Source organism: Desulfuromonas svalbardensis (assembly GCF_055389415.1).
Genome location: NZ_AP042416.1, coordinates 2,686,754 through 2,707,902, shown reverse-complemented (window position 1 = coordinate 2,707,902; position 21,149 = coordinate 2,686,754). Strand labels below are relative to the sequence as shown.

Here is a 21,149-nt window from a genome sequence, read left to right as displayed (position 1 = left end):
AAACCGGCTGTTGGCCGGTTTTTTCATTTTGAGTGCTTGAAGCTTACGATGATTTATACTGTATGGAGGCACCATGGAAGAACGTTATGACCCTATTGCCATTGAATTAGCGTGGCAAAAATCGTGGAATGATTCAAAAAGATTCTCTGTTTCTGAGCAATCAGAAAAAGAGAAATACTATCTCCTAGAAATGTTTCCATACCCCTCTGGGCGAATTCATATGGGTCATGTACGTAACTATTCCATTGGTGACGTGGTTGCCCGTTTTAAGCGTCTTCAAGGTTTTAACGTTCTACATCCAATGGGTTGGGATGCTTTCGGTATGCCCGCAGAAAATGCTGCGATTCAACACGGAATTCATCCCGCTAAATGGACCGTAGAAAACATTGCTAACATGCGTCTTCAATTGAAGCGGATGGGCTTATCCTACGATTGGGATCGTGAATTTGCTACCTGTGATGTCGATTATTATAAATGGGAACAGCAGATCTTTTTAAAGATGCTTGAAAAAGGTTTGGCCTACAAAAAAAGCTCGACAGTTAACTGGTGCCCCGAGTGTCAAACTGTCTTAGCCAATGAGCAAGTTGAAGATGATGGTTGCTGGCGTTGTAGCACTCCAGTTGTCGATAAAGAGTTAGATCAGTGGTTTTTCAAAATCACTGAATACGCCGAAGAACTACTCGATTATACTGACAAATTACCCGGTTGGCCTGAGTCGGTGTTGACCATGCAACGTAATTGGATCGGTCGTAGTATTGGTTGTGAAATTGAGTTCCCGCTTGAAAAGACCCTTGAGAAAATCAAGGTGTTTACGACCCGCCAAGATACTTTGTATGGTGCGACTTTTATGAGTTTAGCTCCAGAGCATCCTAAAGCGCTTGAGTTGACAACCGATGACCGTCGGGCTGACGTTGAAGCATTTATTGCTAAGGTTCGTAGTCAGGACAAAAAGAAGCGTACGAGCGAAGATTATGAAAAAGAAGGTGTCTTTACCGGGGCGTATTGTATTAACCCTGTGACGCGTTGCAAAATGCCGATCTTTCTCGCAAACTTTGTTCTGATGGATTATGGAACTGGCGCTGTTATGGCGGTTCCAACACACGATCAACGTGATTTTGAATTTGCTAAGAAGTATGATCTGGATATGGTGGTTGTTATTCAACCCAAAGATCAGATTCTCGATCCAGAATCCATGACAGAAGCATGGACGGGTTGTGGTTTAATGATTAATTCTGACCGATTTGATGGTCAGGAGAATGACGCCGCTAAAGAGGGTATTGCTGATTATCTCGCTACTGAAGGGATTGGTGACAAAACCGTCAATTACCGTATCCGTGATTGGGGCGTTTCGCGCCAACGTTATTGGGGTAACCCGATCCCTGTCATGTACTGTGATCAATGTGGCGTGGTTCCTGTCCCTGAAAAAGATCTTCCAGTTGTTTTACCAACAGATGTCGTGTTTACAGGAGAGGGTGGTAGCCCCCTTGAAAAACATAAAGAATTTTATTCCGTAACGTGTCCTCAATGTGGTCAAGCTGCACGACGTGAGACAGATACCTTTGATACGTTTGTACAAAGTTCTTGGTATTTTGCCCGTTATGCTTGCCCTAATTTCGCTTCAGGACCCATTGACCGCGCTGCCGCTGAATATTGGCTGCCTGTAGATCAATATATCGGTGGTGTAGAGCACGCGGTAATGCATCTTCTTTATGCTCGCTTCTTTACCAAAGTGATGCGTGATCTTGGTTATATGAATGTCGATGAGCCATTCACTAACTTGTTAACACAAGGGATGGTATGTAAAGAGACACAGTCGTGCCCAGAACACGGCTGGTTGTATCCTGAAGATGTTGTAGATGGTAAATGTGTTAAGTGCCAACAGCCAGCGACAATTGGTCGTACTGAAAAGATGAGTAAGTCGAAGATGAATGTGGTTGATCCCGATCATCTTATCGCCAAATATGGTGCTGATACCGCTCGCTTGTTCTCGCTATTTGCTGCACCACCTGAAAAAGATCTTGAGTGGAATGAGCAAAGTGTAGAAGGTTGTTATCGTTTCTTAAATCGCGTATGGCGCGCTGTTTACGATAATCATGCTTTGATTAGTAGCCATCCTGAGGTGGAAACCGAGGGAGAAGCGCGCAACTTACGTCGGATGACACATCGTACCATTAAAAAAGTCACTGAAGATATCGATGGTCGGTTCCACTTCAACACTGCGATCTCGGCGGTTATGGAGTTGGTCAATGCGATTTATGTTTTTGAAGCCAAAAATAAATATCCGGGTGCATTATGTGAAGCACTAGAGACGGTTGTAAAGCTCTTGGCTCCATTCGTACCGCATATCACTGAGGAATTATGGCTTAGCATGGGTAACACGACTGATCTTGAAACTGTCGGTTGGCCAGCTCATGATGAAAAGGCTCTTGTTGAAGACGAAAATTTAATCGTCATTCAAGTAAATGGTAAAGTTCGTGCTAAAATTACGGTGCCTGCAACTGCCGATAAGGCAACGGTTGAAGCTGCCGCCTTGGCTGATGAAACTATTGTGCGTCAGATTGCAGATAAAACGGTACGCAAGGTGATTGTCGTTCCCGGTAAACTTGTAAACGTGGTGGTGGGATGAAAAAATTAACGCTTGGTTTGTGTCTAGTTGTTTTGACGTTATTGTCAGCCTGTGGGTATCATATTTCTGGTCGTGGTGAAAACTTGCCGGATGATATTCAGAGTATTTTCGTGGTGCCGTTTACGAATAAGACAACGGAACCATTTATTGAAAATCAACTGACCAATGAGGTACGCGATCAGTTCTCTCGTCGTCGTACCTTAGAAGTGGTTGCCGATGAAGAGTTGGCAGATACCATCATGTCAGGTGTCATAACGAGTTATCGCACCCGTTCTGTTTCGTATGATGAAAATGACGATATCACCGAATATCGTGTCGCGATGACGGTTGACGCTAAACTTGTGCGAACCAACGGTGAAGATGTGATCTGGCAGGGTGTTGTAACATGGCAGGAAGAGTTTTTTGCCAGTGATGACCGTGCTGAACAAGATTATCGCGAAACAGAAACTCAGGAGGATGTGAGTCGTCGTTTAGCACAAGAGGTCTATAACCGTCTTACCGATAATTTTTAGTTGCGGATATTATGACACCAATCGAACTTCATAAAGCGATTACAGCAAAGAAGCTTCCCTCCTTAATTTATTTATATGGTGAGGAAGCTTTTCTGTTGGATGAAAGCCTCAATCGTTTGATTACAGCTGTCGTTGATGAGAGTGCGCGTGATTTTAACTTTCTGGTTGTTTCTGGTAAGGATGTTGACCCGACAAGCTTAATGGATACGGCACGCACTTTCCCTGTGTTTGCTTCGCAACGAATGATTGTTGTTAAGCAGGCTCAACAGCTCTCAGCGGCACAACTTGAAATATTGAGCCATTATATTGCTAATCCGGTTCCAGAGTGCTGCGTGGTGTTTTGTGCTGATAAAATTGATAAGCGGAAAAAGTTTTTTCAGACATTCAAAAAAAAGGGTGAATTAGTTGAGTTTAAGCCCCTTTACGCAAATAAAATTCCAGCATTTGTTCGTGACCGTGTTCGTCAGATGGATAAACAGTTCAGTGAGGATGGCCTTGAATTGTTCTGTAAGCGAGTTGGAACAAATTTAAGTGAAATTATCACTGAACTAAACAAGGTCTGTAGCTATTGTGGTGATGCTCGGTTAATTGATTCACCCGATGTTGCTGCGGTTGTCTCCGATGCGCGTATTGATAGTGTCTTTGATTTAACCGATGCGATTGGCGAAAAGGATTTATCACGCACCTTGGTGCTTTTAGAGCGCCTTCAAGAAGAGGGTGAGGCGCCCTTGAAGATTCTTGCAATGATCACTCGTCATTTTCGTCAATTATGGAAAACTCGCTCTTTACTAGAGCAAAATGCTTCGCAGCAAGATATTGCACGAACCGTAAAGATTAATCCTTATTTTGTGCAGCAGATAGTTCGTCAATCTAAAAAATTCAGTTTAACCCATTATCCACCTGCCTTTGAGCTGTTTATCCGCCTAGATTTAGCACTTAAGTCTAGCGGGGCGCATCCGCAAGCTTTGCTGCAACAAATGGCGATGGATCTGGTTCGGTTGTCATAAAACAAAAAAAAGGAGCCAAAGGCTCCTTTTTTATTTTATCAATTTAGTTGTTCGATTTAGCCTAGAGTGTTAACTAGCTTTGTCAAACGACCAATTTTACGACTTGCTGTAGATTTATGGATAACACCTTTAGTTGAAACTTTGTCAATAAAAGGGACCGCTTTAGTTAAGGCAGCTGTTGCTGCTTCTTTGTTGCCTTCGGCAACAGCTAAACGAACAGCTTTAACGTGATTACGCATTGCAGTACGAGTTTGAACGTTGCGAGTATTGCGAATGATGTTTTGCTTGTTACGTTTAATTGCAGACTTGTGATTTGCCATTGTTTTTCTCCGTTGTATGTTAAATGTTTAGTATCTATTTTGTTAGTGCGAAACAGGTTATATCATCGTCATCGTGTTAAGTCAAACTTAGCTTTTCCTAATTGTTCTGCGTATATGTCTGTTATTGCAGAACTTATTATCAATATTGGATGTATTAAAATAAAATAATCCCTATTGTGCTCATTATGGTGCGAGAAAAGAATGTCAGATCGTAAAAAAATAACTGCTGCTGCTGCAGTATTGAGTAGCGCAACGTTAATGAGTCGCTTTGCGGGCCTAGCACGCGATATCGTTATTGCGTCTATTTTTGGTGCAGGATTTGGTAGTGATGCTTTTTTTATGGCGTTTACTATTCCGAATTTGTTGCGCCGTTTTTTTGCTGAGGGTTCATTGACCGCGGCTTTTGTGCCGACCTTTACGCAGGTTCGCGATCAACAAGGGGAGATCGAAGCACAGCGCATTGTCAGGATTTGCTGGAGTTTGCTTCTAGTTGTAATGATCGCAGTGACCGTGTGTGGGATGTTTGCTTCACCGTGGCTCGTTAAAATGATTGGTGGTGGATTTTCGAGCGTACCGGGTAAAATTGAATTAACCATCCATCTGACACGTTTGATGTTTCCCTATATCTTTTTTGTCAGTTTATTATCGTTACTAACGGGTGTGTTAAATGTTTATGGACATTATTTTATCCCTGCCTTTTCACCGTTAATTCTTAATCTCTCAATGATCATTGGTGCGGTGGTATTGCATCAACAGTTAGCCATTCCTGTAGAGTCCCTTGCTTGGGGGGTTCTTATCGGTGGCTTTTTGCAGTTAATGATGACGTTACCCGTTATGCGTCGTTACGGTTTTAATCTCAAGTTGTGTTTCCAGTGGCGAGATGCAGTCGTGCAACGGATTGCCCGTCTGATGATTCCAGGTATTTTCGGTGTAGCGATATATCAAATCAATGTTGTGGTAACACGTTTATTATCATCGTTTCTGGAACAGGGAAGTGTTTCTTATCTTTACTATGGTCAGAGATTGTTCGAGTTCCCTCAAGGGATTTTCGTTGTCTCACTTGCTCAAGCTGTTCTGCCAACCATGAGTCGTCAAGCTGCACAGGGGCAAATGGATGAGGTCAAGAAATCGTTACGATATGCCTTAAGTTTAATTGTCTTAATTACGGTTCCTGCTGCGGCAGGGTTAGTTGTTTGTGCAAGTCCGATCTATAGTCAATTATTCATGAATGGTGCATTTAGTTTTACCGATGTGAATCAAACCGCCTTAGCTCTTGCAGCCTACGCACCGGGGTTGTTATTCGTTGGTATTAGTCGGGTTGTTGTGCCGACGTTTTATGCTATGAATGATACCAAAACACCTGTTTGGGTATCGTTTTGGACACTTATCGTCAATGTCGCCTTGGGCTTAATTTTGATGAATTATTATCAACATATTGGTTTAGCGTTTGCCCTGACACTTTCATCTATATTTAACGCGATTGTTTTGCTGTATATATTGCAGCGTCGTCTCGGTGGGATGGCTCTCGGTAGCATAGCTGTGATCTGCGGCAAGGTACTTGTGGCAACGGCAGTTATGGCCAGCATTGTCCATTATGTTTTAGCTTGGGGACATTGGCAGCTCGGTTTAACGGCTGCCAATCTTTGCATCCTTATTGGGGCGATCTGCTGTGGAATGATCGCCTACTTGATCTGTTGTTACCTTGTTAAGATAAAAGAGGTTCACGACGTTGTTGCTTTAGTTAAAAAGCGACTCAATCGCTAAGTTCTATTATGTATTGAGCTGTTATTCGCCATCAAGTGCGCCAATCTGACGTAACGCTTCATACAAGACAATTCCTGCTGAGGTTGATAGGTTTAAACTTCGCACTGCTGTCCCAGATAATGGGATACGCAGACAAAAATCAGGATTATCTTTGAGTAACTCCTTTGGCAGTCCCTTGGTCTCCTTACCAAAAACAATAAAGTCATTGGCTGTAAAATCGGCCTGCGTATAGGATTTTTTGGCTGTCTTTGTTGTGTACCACCAACGCCCATCGGGAAAGGATTGCTGCAATTGATCTAAACTGTCCCAGCGATGAAGTGAAACGTGGGGCCAGTAGTCTAATCCAGCTCTTTTTAAGTAGCGATCATCAAGAGAGAAACCTAGTTTGCCAACAAGGTGCAAGTGGGTTCCCGTTCCTGCGCATAACCGAGCAATGTTCCCAGTATTAGGGGGGATTTCTGGCTCAACAAGTACAATGTTAAATGGGGGGGTAGAGATCATTTTTTTTCGGCCGATTTCCGCCAGCGGCGATGAACCCAAAACCATTGGGTTGGATGTTTGCGAACAGCTTCTTCGATGATGTCAGTAAGTTTCTGAGTGCACTGTTGAATCGATTCAGGGGATGATTTTTCAGTGAAAACTTGTGGCTTCTCAATGACGACCCGATAGCTAAAATCATCATTTCGATAAATGAAAATAGGGACAATTGGTGTTTTATTTTTTAGTGCAATTTGAGGAATGATAGGCGTTGCGTAAGCTGGGCGATTAAAGAAATTTACAATGACCGCTTGTTTTTTTGATATGTGCTGATCAAGTAATAGACCGACAAAATGGTTGTTTGCCAATGATTTTATGATTCGTCGCGCCCCTTTTTTACTATCAATGCAGTGTGCACCATTTGCTTCTCTTTGTTTTAGGAAAAATTGATCAACATAAGGATTACGAATTGTTTTAGCAACAAAATCACATGAAAAGCCAAGTTTTTGGATAACAAAAGATCCTATTTCCCAAAATCCGATGTGGGCCGACAATAAGAACGCACCCGAGTTGTTTTCCTTTAGTTGATCAAGGTGTTCTTGTCCTTCAATGGTAAAGTTTTCTTCAAGGTCTTGCTGTGTGCTAAATTTATCGAGACGCAGCATCTCCATGCCGCTGATTCCTAAGTGCTCAAAGTTAAGTCGAATTTGTTGTTTGATCCACACCTTGTCTTGATCAGGATAGGCACGTTGAAGATTGTCAAAAGCTGTTTTTACCCGTTTCGGTTGCACGAATTGACTTAATCGACCTAACACACGGCCTAATTTAAGGGCCGGTATGCGTGGTAAGGTGCGAGCAATTGCCGCAAGAGTGAAAAAGGGAATTGCTTCAATAATATTGATTAGTTTTTGTTTTTGCATGATACCCTTTATTGAAAATTGAATTGCGGGATACTAGCATGGTCAAATTGTTTCAGGCAAGAGTACTAACATGCTCTTTTAAATAACATTGTGATGTGCCTGTAATTAAAAGTGTTTTTGGAGATTAATGATGGATTATCTTTTTCTACAGACCCTTGTCGCTCAGTTGCAGTCACAATTGCAAGGTTCTCTGATCAACAAAGTATATCAACCTGATCGTGATCTGTTAATTTTAAAATTATGGAATGGTCGAATTGAACAACGGCTACTTATTGGTGTCGGTGGTATTGGACCGAGAATCCATTTAACGACAGAGAGTCATCGCAACCCCATGCGCCCGCCACGATTTTGTCAATTGCTTCGTGCAAGGCTAAAGCGACTCGTGCGCATTGAGATAGATCCTGCGGATCGAATTGTACGACTGAGTTTTGTTGGACCTGAAGATGAATGTTATATTTTGGTTGCTGAACTGTTTGGTCGTGAAGGGAATGTCATTCTAATTGATCACAATAATAATGTGGTCGATAGTCTCTTTCGCACTAAGAAGGACTGTGTCCGCCCATTAATTGTTGGTCAGCCGTATGTTTCACCTGAACTTCGTGACGGAACTCAATTTGCGCGCAGCACTGACTTTGTTCCACCACAGGGTGATGTGGCCGAGTGGCCTAATCTTTCATTGCTAGCTGAACAACATTTCGATGGGATTGCCGCTGCCATACACCATAAACATGGCGTTGATGGACATGCCGCTCTGCGGAAGGCCGTTTCGACGGCATTGAAGCGATTAAATAAGCGACTCAAGCATATAGATCAACAAATTGATCAGTGTCTTAATTGTGAAGAGGAAAAACAGTCGGGTGATTTGCTTCTGGCAAATCTTCATGTAATGAAGCGTGGTATGGAAGTAGTTGAAGTGCTCGATTACTACCAAGACCCGCCAATCATGACCACCCTTGCACTGCTACCTGCAAAAACACCACAGGAGAATGCCGCACTCTATTTCAAGAGGTATCGAAAAGGGAAGCGTGGACTCGATCATTGCCAACGTCGACTTGAGCAAACACAGATGGAAATTGAGAGTTTAGAACAGATCTCTCAGCAGCTTGATGATCAGGTAACTAGCGCTGATAGTGATATGATTCGTGAAGAGCTGATTGAATCAGGCTGGTATAAACCCGCGACGGCTTTACAACGTGACACGCGCCATCAAAAAGCTGTGACATTGGTCAACCGTGTCCAGTCACCAAATGGTTGGGAAATTGTTTGGGGACGAAATAATAAAACCAACGATTATGTGTCAAAAACACTTTTGAAGTCGCGCGATCTTTGGTTCCACGCACACAAAATACCGGGTTGTCATCTGGTTATTAAAAGTGATGGTGCCGACGTGCCAATGGAGGATCAGCTATTTGCTGCGTCACTGTGCGCTGCCCATTCGCGAGCAGCGAAGGATACTCGAGTGGATGTTATGGTAACGGAAGGTAAGCATGTTAAACGGATCAAAGGGGCGCCATTAGGATTGGTGCGCGTTGAAACGTATCGGGTATTGCAGGTTGTGCCAGTTAATAACTGATATGAAATGGTTGATATTCGTTGTTAAAGGAACAAAAAGTGGTTCGGGTGTTGTTGCCCCGAACCACTTTTTTTGCTTGTGAACGATCAAGCTGTTAACTCAACATTTTTGCCATATCGCTATCGACATCACCAATGGGGGTAAGGTTGAAGTTTTCAACCAAGAAGTTAAGCACATTTGGTGAAATAAACGCCGGTAGCGACGGGCCGATTCTCATATCCTTGAGACCGAGTGACAGCAGTGACAGTAAAACAACTACTGCTTTCTGCTCGTACCACGATAGTACAATAGATAGCGGCAGGTCGTTAATCTCGCACTCGAATGCTTCTGCTAGAGCCTCTGCAATCTTAATCACTGAATAAGCATCGTTACACTGGCCAACATCGAGCAAACGTGGGATACCGTCGATATCCCCTAAATCTAGTTTATTAAAGCGATACTTACCGCAGGCTAAGGTTAGGATGATCGTGTCCTGAGGAAGCTTTTGAGCAAGCTGGGTGTAGTAGTCGCGACCTGACATGGCACCATCGCAGCCACCGATGACAAAAAAGCGCTTTATCGCCCCCGACTTTACTCCGGCGATCACTTTGTCAGCGAGGCCAAGAACGGCATGGTGACCACAGCCAGTGAGAATCTCTTTGACAGGGTTTTCAATAAAACCATCGCATTCAAGAGCTTTCTCAATCACCTCTGAAAAATCCCAACTATCGATATGCTTCACACCCGGCCAGCGGACTCGGCCCCAGGTGAACAGCCGGTCCTGATAAACATCGCCCGGACGTTGAATGCAATTGGTGTTAAAGATCATTGCCCCGTGAAAGTAGGGGAACTCTTTTTGTTGGTCCTGCCATGCACCACCATAGTTGGCAACGAGATGCGGGTATTTTTTTAAACCAGGATAGCCATGAGCTGGGAGCATTTCAACGTGGGTGTAGATGTTGATCCCTTTACCTTCGGTTTGCTTAAGTAGCTCTTCGAGCATTTTAAGATCGTGGCCGGAGACCAAAATTGCTTTTCCCGCCTTTGTGCCAATACTTACCGGTGTAGGAACTGGAGGTTGGTAGGCATCGCAATGAGCTTTGTTAAGTAGCCCAGAGGTCTTGATATTCATCTGACCACATTCCATTGCCAATCCAATGTAGTCGGTCAGGCTAAGGGAGTCATCTACCATTGCCGCAAGAGCTTTGTGGAAGAACGCATAGATGTCATTATCATCTTGACCGAGGATGTGGGCATGGTCAGCGTAAGCGGCCATCCCTTTGCAGCCATACAATAATGTGTCGCGCATAGATTGAATATCTGGGTCAACCTCAGGATTAAGAACAGGGTGAAGTTTACCTTGATTAATCATGTTAGCTGTAGATGTTGCTAGTTCCCAGTCTAGAGCAGCAGCGGGGACCCCCTCAGGTTGGCTCGTACCAGTCTTATCGAAAAGCATTTTAGCTCGATCACGCATGGCAACTGTTTTTTGCACAACTTTAGCGAGGTTCTCCGTGTCAAAGTCGACATTTGTCACCGTGGTAAAGAGTCCCTCAATCATGTGTATATCGATCTCATTGTCTGCGGCACCTTGCTGACGTGCCAGATCAGCCCAAAACGCCATCCCTTTGAGTCCCCAGACTATCAGGTCTTGCAGGGCTGAAGCCTCAGGTGTTTTACCGCATACGCCCATCGTGGTGCAGGCAGTTCCTCTGGAAGTTTGTTCACACTGGTAGCAAAACATTTCCTGTTCCATTTGTGACTCCTTTTAAGATGGGCAGTGTAAATTGGGGTGGGGTGACTGTTGTTATGTAATTACAAACATTATTTCACTCTAACAGCAAAGGTAAGGTTGTCAAACTTGGCTGGCGGTCAAATATAAACGTACAAAGGGTCGTAATTGATTGCAGTTGTCGAAATTATGTTTGCAATTCATGAGTCCGTTTGATATAAATCCACCACTTCAAGCCGAAGTGGTGGAATTGGTAGACACGCATGATTCAGGTTCATGTGCTTGAAAGGGCATGGGAGTTCGAGTCTCCCCTTCGGCACCAATATTTAAAAGGGCTGCAAACAACTGTTTGCAGCCCTTTTTTATTTACCTTGGTATGAATTAAGCTATGATGGCATCATTGTATGCTCAGCGTTTAATTTTTTGTTTATGGGGGGTCATATGGCCGTTGTACAAATTAGTTGCACGCCAATTGGTGAAGGTACTGGTGGGATTTCAAAGTTTGTTGCTGGATGTTTGAAGTTAGTCGAACAGTCTGGTTTGAAGTACCAATTAACTCCCATGGGAACGATTCTCGAAGGGGATTTGGATGCTATTTTTTCTCTGGTTCAACAGATGCATGAATCACCCTTTAATGCTGGGGCACAGCGGGTCTCTACGTTGATTAAAATCGACGATCGGCGCGATAAAGAACACACTATGGATAGTAAACTTCGTTCTGTTGCGAATCAGCTAGGTAAAGAGAATAATTGATACTTTTATCTTGACAGTGCAGGGCCCAATTTGATACCAATAGCGGGCCTTGACGAGAGGAATTAATACAACGTCATGGCCCCGTCGCCAAGTGGTAAGGCAGAGGCCTGCAAAGCCTTTATCCCCAGTTCGAATCTGGGCGGGGCCTCCAAATAAAAAAGGGTTAGCGATTTATCGCTAACCCTTTTTCTTTTCTGTTTTCCCGTTACAGTTCACTATTATGAATCCGCAGCTACGGGCAATAATCTATTCGTCTAAAATGGTCTCAATTTGGTTTGAAACAGGGTTCCTTTGGTCTTTTAAGTTGTTGAGAAGTGTACTAATCTCATCCGCAGGTACAGGCATACTATATAAATATCCCTGAACTTCATCGCATTGATGCTCTTTTAAAAATGCCATCTGACCTAATGTTTCAACCCCTTCACCAATAATATTCAAGTTAAGCGTTTTGCCCATTTGAATAATTGAAGCAGTAATTGCCGCATACTTTTCACTTTGTTCAACATCTAAAATAAATGATCGATCTATCTTGAGTGAGTGCACAGGGAAGCGCTTTAGGTAGGCTAATGATGAGTACCCGGTACCGAAGTCATCAATTGATAGGTGGATGCCTAGTTTGCGTATCTCTTTTAAAATTGAGCTAGCAGCATCAGGGTTTTGCATCAAAACAGATTCAGTAACTTCGACCTCTAATAATTCTGGATCAAGCCCTGTTGAAGCTAAAACATTTTTGAGTTGCCCAACTAGTTCTCTGTTTTGTAATTGATGACCTGATACATTGACGGCAACTCGGATAGGGGGAAGTCCTTGTTGTTGCCATTTTTGGCTCTGAGTACAGGCTTCATAAAGAACCCATTCCGTCAAATCACCAATAACACCTGATTCCTCAGCCATCGGAATAAAATCACCTGGGGCGACTTGACCAAGGGTGGGATGATTCCAGCGCAGTAGTACTTCAACAGAGTTAAAGCGTCCTGTTTTAATTTTCACTTTGGGTTGGTAATGAAGTTTGAGTTCCTTTTTGTTAAGAGCTTGGTGTAGACCGTTAATCATCAGCAGACGATTTTTTATATCGTTGTTCATTTCATCACTGTAGAACGTGACATTGTTGCCACCCTGAGTTTTAACGCTGTACATGGCATTACTGGATTTGTTAATCATCTCTTCGACGGTTGCAGCATCTCTAGGATAGATGCTTAGTCCAATACTTGCCGTAATGAAAATTTCGTGATTGTCGATTGTAAGAGGTGCGGCCAGTCGTTTTCTAAGTTTTGCGATTACTTGATTAACCGCATCGGGGCCATCAATATTAACCAGTAAAACGACAAATTGATTGCCGGCTAAACGTCCTACAATATCAGTCTCACGAACAGAATTGAGCAATCGTTGACTAAATGTATGTAAAAGGGTATCGCCACTTTCGATACTAAGAGTCTCGTTGATCACTTTAAGGTGATCAACTGAAACGATAGCCAGGGCAATTTGTTGATGTGATCGTCGAGCCATTAGGGTTAAATGTTTGGCTTTTTCCGTGAACCCGTGGCGATTGATTAGATCTGTCAGTCGGTCATGATTAGCAATGTGGTGAAGTTGTTGCTCGCTTTCAATCTGTTTTGAAAGATCACGACAAATCGCCCAATGAAGAGGGTCGCGACCCTTTGTATCACTACTGATACGACAATCTACGTGTACTGTTTCACCTGAACGGGTACGTAAATGGAAAATTGCTGGGTCAAATGTTTCCCCAACACCGAGTAGGCACGTTTTTCTACCCCACAGAGCGAGGTCGTCAGAGTGAATGATGTGCTCAATGGAGTGCACCTCTTTACTGTCCTCAATACTAAGACGCACCCTAGCAGATTTATTCATGAATTGAATTTTGTTTGATTCATCAAAGGCAATGATCAGGTCTTGAGCGTTCTCCATGAAACGGTGTAAACGGTTTTCTTTGATGAAAACTTCCTGTGATTCTTGGCGTATTATTTTGTTAAAATAATATCCTAAGATTGTGGCAGTAATATTTAAAATAGTTACCCATAACCATAATAATGTTAAATAGCTGCCGTTATGCTTGTAATGTGAATAAAAAATATTGAGATCTATAGAGGTCAAAACATCGTGGTATCCAGCCCACAATACTGAGCCAAAAAGCAAACTACTCAACCCAACTGTTAGTGCCATATAGCGTCGTAATGTGAGGAGAAAAGATGATTCGAGTGCGACGATTAAATATATCTGCCATAACCAACTGGAGCCTCCTCCTGTTTGATGGATTAGAATCGTTGCAAAAATCAGGTCAGCACAGATTTGAACCCCTCGTAAATAAGCAGCTCGGTGTGTACGAGAATTGATCAGTTGAGATAGGAAGTTGAACAAAATGATGGATAGAATTGTACCAGAGAGACTTTTTATTTGAATGGTCGATAAATGCTGATCTGGTGCGGTATAATGCAAAAATACGGCAGAAAATAAGCCATAGATTGTGATCATTAATAGTATTAACCAGCGCACCTTAATAATGAGTTGTATTCGTTGCCATTGATTTGAAAAAGATACAGGTTTAGCATCAAACTGTTTAAAGTTACCTTCCTTGCTAAAGCTTGTCATTGAATGTGTTTTTCCATTTCCGTATGTTAATCTGTGGAGTTTGTATCATTAGGATGCTGGCTTGATGTCAACTCTAGTCGCTGAATATTTTAATTTATGCTACATAATGTGAAGTTGTTTGTAAATAGTTATTGTGTTTTGAATGGGGCAAGAATGTGCAAAGAGTCGTTGCTTTTGTTCGATAATGGTTCGTGTTGAAGTGGAGAATATTCTTTTGGAGTTTCTGACTTTTGAATTATTGATTAGCTTTATTGTTTTTGGTTGCTGTGCCGGAGGTTTAGCCGGGCTTTTGGGGATTGGTGGCGGTGTTATTTTAGTTCCGTTGCTTATGTGGCGTTTTCAGCTTGCTGGTTTTGATCCGCAATATATTGTTCATTGTGCTTTTGCGACAAGTTTAGCCATTATCATTCCAACTGCTGTGAGTAATACCATTGGTCATCATAGACAGGGAAATGTCAGGCGGAATCATGTCCTTTATTTAGCTTTGGGTGCAGTCGTTGGTGCCTGCGTTGGCGCATTTTGCGCATCATTGTTGACTGGTCCTGTGTTGACATTAGCATTTGGAGTGATGCAAATGGCCGTTGCCATTAAACTCCTGACCGGTGCGTCAAAACCTTCTAGCGATGCACTACGAGATCAGGCTGTGCTATTGCTATTCGTTGGCTTTATCGGTGGCACTTTTTCCTCTTTTTTTGGTGTGGGTGGTGGAGTGATTGCCGTTCCGCTTATGGTGATTCTCTTACATTTTCCTATCCATCTTGCGGTAGGGAATTCTACTGCCTTAATTGTTATGTCATCGTTAATCGGAACCTGTGCCTATATTTTTATGGGTTGGCAGATCAAAACAATCGAAGAAGGTTTTTTAGGGTTTGTTTATTTTCCTGCGGTTTTACTCGTCGTCCCTTTCTCTATATTTGGAGCACGAATCGGAGTTCGTATCGGACAATTTTGTTCCCATGCTAAAATGGTTAAGGTGTTTTCTGTGTTATTGATTTGTGTTGGTGTTAAAATGATCTGGTCCTCTTTTGCGTAATAACTAAAATTATGGAGGGGTGTACGATGCATGAATTGGATGAACGTAAACCTGTTGTTGCGGGACAGTTTTATCCCGATAACCCACAACTTCTGCGAACTCAAATTGATGGTTTTCTTACTGACAGTCAGTCTTGTAAACCAGCTCTTGGTTTGATGGCTCCCCACGCAGGGTATCTCTATTCTGGATCGATTGCTGGCGCAACATTTTCCACTGTTGAAATACCCGATAGCGTTATTTTGATTGGCCCGAATCATCAAGGGGTCGGGGAACCTTGTGGGGTTTATTCAAGTGGGTCGTGGCAAACTCCTCTTGGTTCAGTGTTTGTTGATAACGAGTTAGCTGAAACCATTATCGACAGTGATCCACTGTTTGTTGCCGACACAGTTTCCCATTGTTACGAACATTCGCTTGAAGTGATGTTGCCATTTCTGAGTGTTTTAAATCCTCAGGTTAAGATCGTTCCGATTAGTTTGCGTCCTCATCCTTATCATTTGCTCGAACAATTGGCTCATGCCTTGGGCCGTGTTATCACGGCGACTAAACAGTCGGTATTAATTGTGGCTAGTTCAGACATGACCCACTATGAATCTGTTGATCATGCCGCTAAGAAAGACTCTTACGCACTCGATGCAGTCCTTAATTTGAATGCTAAAGAACTCTACCAACGGGTAACAAACTCACACATAACTATGTGTGGAATGCCTGCGGTAGCGGTGATGTTATTAGCAACGAAATTAATTGGTGCGCAACATGCCGAATTGATCCGCTATGGTCATTCTGGTGAAGTGACGGAGGATCAAACAAACGTCGTTGGCTATGCTGGCGTCGTTGTTCGTTAATAGTCAATTTGGTAGACAGTTTATAAAAACAATTACTTCTTGTTACCCACCCCTGTTTGCAGTATAAAACCAAGGTCGTCATCGTGACGGCGCACTTTGCTATTTGCTTAATGGAGAAGAGATAAATGTCCGATTTACGTGTCCGTTTTGCCCCAAGTCCCACTGGCTATTTGCATATCGGTGGTGCTCGCACTGCTTTGTTTAATTACCTTCTCGCACGCAAAGAGCAGGGCACGTATATTTTACGGATTGAAGATACCGATGTGGAACGCTCAACGCAGGAATCAGTTGATGCTATTTTACAGGCGATGGATTGGTTGGGCCTATCTTACGATGAGGGTCCATTTTATCAAACGGAACGTTTTGATCTATACAAGCAGAAGGTTCAACAGTTGCTTGATGAAGGCAAAGCCTACAAGTGTTATTGCACTGCTGATGAGTTGACACAGAAGCGTGAAGCAGCCATGGCTCGCGGAGATAAACCTCAATATGATGGAACCTGTCGTGACCTTGCACCACGCGAGGATGATGCTCCCTATGTGATCCGTTTTAAATCGCAACGTGATGGTGCCACCAGCTTTAACGATCGAATTAAGGGAACCATCACCTTTGAGAATAAAGAGCTTGATGATATGATCATCCAGCGTACCGATGGCACGCCAACCTACAATTTTGTGGTGGTTATCGATGATGCTGAAATGGGTTTGACGCAAGTGATTCGCGGTGACGATCATGTTAATAATACACCTCGTCAAATACAAATATATAATGCCCTTGGTTATCCATTACCTGAGTTTGCTCATGTGCCAATGATTCTCGGTGCTGATAAAAAACGGTTATCAAAGCGGCATGGCGCTACCTCGGTAATGGATTATCGTGTAATGGGCTTCCTGCCTGAAGCGATGGTTAATTACTTAGTGCGCCTCGGTTGGTCGTGTGGCGATGAAGAGATCTTCTCAATGGACGATCTGATCGAAAAGTTTAGCCTTGATAATGTTGGCCGTTCCGCCGGTGTTTTTAATCCTGAAAAACTTTTATGGCTTAACGAGCATTATATTAAAACAGGTGATCCTCAACGTTTAGGTACGTTGTTAAAAGAGTATCTCGAAAAAGACGGTATTCAGGTTTCTGCTGATATTGATTGTGCCGAAGTGGTGAAATCTCTCCAAGATCGTAGTAAGACGATGGTAGAGATGGCTGAAAAAGCAGCATTCTATTTTTCTGACTCCCTCGTGTTTGATGAAAAAGCCCAAGCTAAATTTATTACTGTTGAGCAAAAAGAGGCTTTTCAATCGTTACGGTGCCAATTAAGCCAGTGCCCATTCACCTTAGAAGGTGTAGAGGTGGCATTTAAGGCTGTCCTTGAAGAAACAGGGCTTAAGTTTGGCAAGGTTGGTCAGCCGACACGTGTGGCTCTCTCTGGTGGTACCAGCGCACCTGGTATTTTTGAGGTGATGCTTGTCCTTGGTCGCGATCGTTGTCTTACCCGGTTAGATAACGTTTTGGCTATGATCGGTTAAATTTTCTAGTTTTCAATGTCTTATTACGCCGCCTACAATTGTGGGCGGCGTTTTTGTCTGTACCGATTTACATCTGAATAGTGGAGGTACTGTCATCATGAAAAAAGGGGATGCTCGCTTAGTTTATTCATGCGACCAGGGGGAAATGTGCCCCCAGTGTCAGAAACCAATAGCTCAGTGCAGTTGTAAAAAGAAATCAGTACCTGTTCCTAAAGATTCAGTGGTGCGGGTAGGGCGTGAAACCAAGGGACGTAAGGGCAAGGGGGTAACTCTTGTTACTGGAATTCCTTTAGCTGAAGCCGAATTGAAGGTTTATGCGCAAAGCTTAAAGAAAAAATGTGGCAGTGGTGGCACGCTCAAACAAGGTACCATTGAAATTCAAGGCGATCACCGTGATACATTGATCCCCCTTTTATTAAAAGAGGGCTGGGTTGTTAAGCGAACAGGTGGTTAACACCTCGCAAAATTTAAGGAATTTATGATGGAAAAGCGCAAAGTGATCGTTGTTGGTGCAGGTGCTGCGGGAATGATGGCTGCAGGTCAAGCGGCACTAGCAGGTGCTGAAACGGTATTGTTGGAGAAAATGAGACGTCCTGGGTTAAAGCTGGCGATAACAGGTAAGGGGCGGTGCAATCTTACAAACATTGCTGAAATACCAGAATTTATAAGTCACTTTGGTAAAAACGGTCGTTTTTTGCGTCAATGTTTTCATCAGTTTTTTAATACTGAATTGACACAGTTTTTTGAAGAAAAAGGGTTGCCACTCACCAAGGAACGTGGCGGAAGAATATTTCCTACTCGTGGTAAGGCTCAAGAAGTTGTTGCGCTGTTTGTAGCTTGGTTGATAAAATGTGGAGTTCGTACTCAATATAATTGTTCAATTACCCGCTTATTAGTTGCCGATGGTCGAGTGTGCGGCGTTGTGTGTAATGGCAAAGAGATTCATGCCGATGCTGTCATTTTAGCAACGGGTGGAGCATGCTATCCGGCGACAGGGTCAACTGGCGATGGCTATCCTATGAGTGAGATGGTTGGTCACAGTATCGTCGATGTACGCCCAGCTCTCGTTCCTCTCGTTACCGCAGGAGCAGTTACGTCAAGCATGGCTGACCTCAATTTACGCAATATTGGTGTAAGGTTAATCGTCGATGGCAAGAAAAAAGAGGATGCCTTTGGTGAACTGGTCTTTAGCGCCTTCGGTGTTACAGGACCTGTTATCTTAACTCTTAGTGGCGTTGCTGTGGATGCTTTACGTGCTGATAAAAAGGTTGAATTACTGCTTGATCTAAAGCCCGCACTGGATGATAAAAAACTCGATGCGAGATTGCTACGTGATTTTTCTAAGCGCGACAAAGAGCCCTTAACCAGTATTTTACGTGGACTATTACCTCGTGAGATGATTCCCGTATGCCTTGATATGACAGGTGTCGCAGGAGATCGTTTAGGTCATAGCGTTTCAGCGGTTGAACGCAAAAAAATACGTTTGTGGCTGAAGAGCTTTCCACTGACAGTTACTGGATATCGACCAATGAAAGAGGCTATTGTTACGGCAGGTGGTGTGAGCGTAAAAGAGGTTGATCCACGCACTATGGAATCACGCAAGGTAGCAGGGCTGTATTTAGTTGGTGAATTACTCGATATCCAAGCCAATACGGGTGGCTATAACTTACAAGCAGCCTTTTCAACAGGATGGCTAGCAGGTAGAAGTGCCAGCGCAGTTGTTATGGTTGAATAAATAGTATTTCAGTTTGAATGGGTAGGGGGCGAACTTAATGGACCTCTTGTTTCGCGTACCATTTGGTTACTTTTTCCAGTAAATCTTTATAAAGTCGAATTTCACTCATCTCTATTCCTCCCGCTTGTGACGATGTCTGGACTTGTTGCACACCTTCAGGGAGTCCACCATATTCTTGTTGGCAGCAGGCGTTAATAAGAGTGTTAATTCGCCATAAAAATCCATTACTGCCCTCGATTGCTTGTATCTTTTGCAGTATTTCGTATGTGACGCGGGTTTCAATCTCTTTTTGATAACGCAATGCATGAAATACGAAAATTATCGATAATATAAAAAGAATATAAACAACTCCAATACCGAATCCTTTGAGATACGGTACAAGTTCAGCGAGGAACAGTACAAAACCAATGATGAAAAATGAACCTGCAAGAAATAATGATCGGTAAGTGTGTTTTGCTTGCTGATGCATGACTATATCATAGTCAATCTCGTTGAGATTAATATGGGTTGCAAGTTCTATATAGTGTGTCTCAGTTTCATTGAGATTTAACATAATGTTCCTAAAAATTGACAGTAATCGCTAAAGTTCGTTAGACTCTTCGATATGTTATGAATTGTTGTGAACTATTAAATGAGGTTGCTATGAAATGTTACTCTGTTGTTGCTGTGATTATGTTGGTCGTTCTTGTTTATGCCTTCTCTGCGTTAGTACCGTTACCATGGTACCTGTATCTTATTTTTGTAGCGATTTTTATTATCGTTTATCTCGGTGATAAGTTCTCTTGCCAGTTTATGAAAATACCTCATCTCTTTCGTCGAAGCCTCTGCCAGAATAAGAAACATAAAGATGGAAAGTTAGGTGGTAAACGTATCTGATGTTGTATGTAAAATTACCGCTAGAAAAGCTGGTTAACGAGCCTTTCTAGCGGTTTATTTAAAATCTAAGATTAACGCTGATGACATGCTCGGCACTTTGTTGGGCCAGTTTTTTCATCGGCATGACATTTACGACAGAGTGCGTGAAACTCTTTTTTTGTTTTTTCAATTTTCCCCGGTGGTGTCGTTGGGTGACAGACATCACAACTATACATCTCAACATGCTGACTGTGGGGAACGAATACATCGCCAAATTCGTTTTGTAGGCTCAGTGTCAAAATAGAAGTTGTAGGCAAAGATGTGTCCACTTCTGCGATCTCGGTTACAACACTCTCTACTTGATCCATTGCACTTACAATCACTTCAGGTGAAGCAGTATCACAACCTTCTGTGGTAGTCATTGGACAATCAGGTGTTCCAGCTTTATCGCAACTTTGTGCAGCAGCTTTTGGACAATCAGGTGTTCCAGCTTTATCGCAACCTTGAGCCGCAGCCTTTAGACAATCAGGTGTTCCAGCTTTATCGCAACTTTGTGCAGCAGCTTTTGGGCAGTCAGGGGTTCCAGCCTTTGGACAACCGTTCACTGCCATCGTGGCGCACTCTTCTGGAGTTGAATTGCATTCTTCGTTGGTCATAGGGCAATTTGCGGAGGCTGTAGACTCTTCTGGAACTGAGACACTGATTGTTAATGCCTTACTAAGTGATGCATCGTGTTGATCTTGTGGCGTTTCGTTCGATCCACATGCGGATAGTGACACTATTAATACTGAGAGGATTACGAGATAACGGTACATTTCTTTCTCCTGTAGTCAATGTGTAATGATTTGTTAAATCAGTATGTTATCGTTCAGAGTTAATGTTAAATATTGATTT

Annotated in this window: 19 protein-coding genes and 2 tRNA genes; 14 read left to right on the top strand and 7 right to left on the bottom strand. The window is 42.9% G+C overall.

Features of this window, described 5'->3' with window-relative positions; translation table 11 throughout:
* Nucleotides 1-73 precede the first annotated feature (73 nt).
* The 3 genes from leuS to holA are packed head-to-tail and all read left to right on the top strand — an operon-like array spanning nt 74 to nt 4,145.
* Nucleotides 74-2,626 (top strand): leucine--tRNA ligase, encoded by a 2,553-nt coding sequence (gene leuS / locus ACZ5KY_RS12160; RefSeq protein WP_464244165.1) that lies wholly within the window; start codon nt 74-76, stop codon nt 2,624-2,626.
* The gene (locus tag ACZ5KY_RS12155) at nt 2,623-3,138 is read left to right on the top strand and encodes an LPS-assembly lipoprotein LptE (RefSeq protein ID WP_464244164.1); all 516 of its coding nucleotides are present in this window, start codon (nt 2,623-2,625) and stop codon (nt 3,136-3,138) included. The genes leuS and ACZ5KY_RS12155 overlap by 4 nt, the downstream gene beginning before the upstream one ends.
* An 11-nt stretch (nt 3,139-3,149) precedes the next feature.
* Nucleotides 3,150-4,145, top strand: a complete 996-nt coding sequence (gene holA, locus ACZ5KY_RS12150; RefSeq protein ID WP_464244163.1) for a DNA polymerase III subunit delta — start codon at nt 3,150-3,152, stop codon at nt 4,143-4,145.
* Between the two features lie 56 nt (nt 4,146-4,201).
* Here the strand turns inward: holA and rpsT are convergent, their stop codons facing one another.
* Nucleotides 4,202-4,465, bottom strand: coding sequence for a 30S ribosomal protein S20 (gene rpsT / locus ACZ5KY_RS12145; protein WP_464244162.1), 264 nt, complete (start codon nt 4,463-4,465; stop codon nt 4,202-4,204).
* A gap of 201 nt (nt 4,466-4,666) precedes the next feature.
* Here rpsT and murJ point away from each other — a divergent pair, with 201 nt between their 5' ends.
* The gene (murJ, locus tag ACZ5KY_RS12140; RefSeq protein WP_464244161.1) at nt 4,667-6,229 is read left to right on the top strand and encodes a murein biosynthesis integral membrane protein MurJ; all 1,563 of its coding nucleotides are present in this window, start codon (nt 4,667-4,669) and stop codon (nt 6,227-6,229) included.
* Nucleotides 6,230-6,250: 21 nt separating this feature from the next.
* On the opposite strand, the gene ACZ5KY_RS12135 is transcribed toward murJ, so the two are convergent.
* A complete protein-coding gene (locus ACZ5KY_RS12135; RefSeq protein ID WP_464244160.1) occupies nt 6,251-6,730 on the bottom strand; it encodes a tRNA (cytidine(34)-2'-O)-methyltransferase in 480 nt (159 codons plus the stop codon).
* On the bottom strand, nt 6,727-7,626 hold the full coding sequence (locus ACZ5KY_RS12130; protein WP_464244159.1) for a lysophospholipid acyltransferase family protein: 900 nt from the start codon (nt 7,624-7,626) through the stop codon (nt 6,727-6,729). Before ACZ5KY_RS12130 ends, ACZ5KY_RS12135 begins: the two co-directional genes overlap by 4 nt.
* A 130-nt stretch (nt 7,627-7,756) precedes the next feature.
* Here ACZ5KY_RS12130 and ACZ5KY_RS12125 point away from each other — a divergent pair, with 130 nt between their 5' ends.
* Nucleotides 7,757-9,199 carry an Rqc2 family fibronectin-binding protein gene (locus tag ACZ5KY_RS12125; protein WP_464244158.1) on the top strand — a complete coding sequence of 481 codons (1,443 nt, stop codon included), beginning with the start codon at nt 7,757-7,759 and terminating at the stop codon, nt 9,197-9,199.
* A gap of 94 nt (nt 9,200-9,293) precedes the next feature.
* On the opposite strand, the gene hcp is transcribed toward ACZ5KY_RS12125, so the two are convergent.
* Nucleotides 9,294-10,922 (bottom strand): hydroxylamine reductase, encoded by a 1,629-nt coding sequence (gene hcp, locus ACZ5KY_RS12120; protein WP_464244664.1) that lies wholly within the window; start codon nt 10,920-10,922, stop codon nt 9,294-9,296.
* Nucleotides 10,923-11,145: 223 nt separating this feature from the next.
* Here hcp and ACZ5KY_RS12115 point away from each other — a divergent pair.
* The 3 genes from ACZ5KY_RS12115 to ACZ5KY_RS12105 all read left to right on the top strand — a co-directional run bounded on the left by ACZ5KY_RS12115 (nt 11,146) and on the right by ACZ5KY_RS12105 (nt 11,814).
* A tRNA-Leu gene (locus ACZ5KY_RS12115) sits at nt 11,146-11,232 on the top strand.
* Nucleotides 11,233-11,351: 119 nt separating this feature from the next.
* The gene (locus tag ACZ5KY_RS12110) at nt 11,352-11,663 is read left to right on the top strand and encodes an MTH1187 family thiamine-binding protein (protein ID WP_464244157.1); all 312 of its coding nucleotides are present in this window, start codon (nt 11,352-11,354) and stop codon (nt 11,661-11,663) included.
* A gap of 77 nt (nt 11,664-11,740) precedes the next feature.
* Nucleotides 11,741-11,814 (top strand) — tRNA-Cys (locus ACZ5KY_RS12105).
* Between the two features lie 95 nt (nt 11,815-11,909).
* Here ACZ5KY_RS12105 and ACZ5KY_RS12100 read toward each other — a convergent pair.
* Nucleotides 11,910-14,270: a putative bifunctional diguanylate cyclase/phosphodiesterase gene (locus ACZ5KY_RS12100; RefSeq protein ID WP_464244156.1), complete on the bottom strand. Its 2,361-nt coding sequence runs from the start codon at nt 14,268-14,270 to the stop codon at nt 11,910-11,912.
* 214 nt (nt 14,271-14,484) lie between these two features.
* Between ACZ5KY_RS12100 and ACZ5KY_RS12095 the strand changes: the two genes are divergently transcribed.
* The 5 genes from ACZ5KY_RS12095 (at nt 14,485) to ACZ5KY_RS12075 (ending at nt 19,400) form a co-directional block, all read left to right on the top strand.
* Nucleotides 14,485-15,303 (top strand): sulfite exporter TauE/SafE family protein, encoded by an 819-nt coding sequence (locus ACZ5KY_RS12095; protein ID WP_464244155.1) that lies wholly within the window; start codon nt 14,485-14,487, stop codon nt 15,301-15,303.
* Between the two features lie 26 nt (nt 15,304-15,329).
* Nucleotides 15,330-16,145: an AmmeMemoRadiSam system protein B gene (gene amrB, locus ACZ5KY_RS12090; RefSeq protein WP_464244154.1), complete on the top strand. Its 816-nt coding sequence runs from the start codon at nt 15,330-15,332 to the stop codon at nt 16,143-16,145.
* 125 nt (nt 16,146-16,270) lie between these two features.
* Complete coding sequence (gltX, locus tag ACZ5KY_RS12085; RefSeq protein WP_464244153.1) at nt 16,271-17,665, top strand: glutamate--tRNA ligase; 1,395 nt, start codon at nt 16,271-16,273, stop codon at nt 17,663-17,665.
* 97 nt (nt 17,666-17,762) lie between these two features.
* Nucleotides 17,763-18,119: a translation initiation factor Sui1 gene (locus ACZ5KY_RS12080; RefSeq protein ID WP_464244152.1), complete on the top strand. Its 357-nt coding sequence runs from the start codon at nt 17,763-17,765 to the stop codon at nt 18,117-18,119.
* A 27-nt stretch (nt 18,120-18,146) separates the two neighbouring features.
* Nucleotides 18,147-19,400, top strand: a complete 1,254-nt coding sequence (locus ACZ5KY_RS12075; RefSeq protein WP_464244151.1) for a BaiN/RdsA family NAD(P)/FAD-dependent oxidoreductase — start codon at nt 18,147-18,149, stop codon at nt 19,398-19,400.
* Nucleotides 19,401-19,434: 34 nt separating this feature from the next.
* On the opposite strand, the gene ACZ5KY_RS12070 is transcribed toward ACZ5KY_RS12075, so the two are convergent.
* On the bottom strand, nt 19,435-19,953 hold the full coding sequence (locus tag ACZ5KY_RS12070) for a hypothetical protein (protein ID WP_464244150.1): 519 nt from the start codon (nt 19,951-19,953) through the stop codon (nt 19,435-19,437).
* Nucleotides 19,954-20,042: 89 nt separating this feature from the next.
* Between ACZ5KY_RS12070 and ACZ5KY_RS12065 the strand changes: the two genes are divergently transcribed.
* The gene (locus tag ACZ5KY_RS12065; protein WP_464244149.1) at nt 20,043-20,276 is read left to right on the top strand and encodes a hypothetical protein; all 234 of its coding nucleotides are present in this window, start codon (nt 20,043-20,045) and stop codon (nt 20,274-20,276) included.
* A 71-nt stretch (nt 20,277-20,347) separates the two neighbouring features.
* On the opposite strand, the gene ACZ5KY_RS12060 is transcribed toward ACZ5KY_RS12065, so the two are convergent.
* Nucleotides 20,348-21,070, bottom strand: a complete 723-nt coding sequence (locus ACZ5KY_RS12060; protein WP_464244148.1) for a hypothetical protein — start codon at nt 21,068-21,070, stop codon at nt 20,348-20,350.
* Nucleotides 21,071-21,149 lie beyond the last annotated feature (79 nt).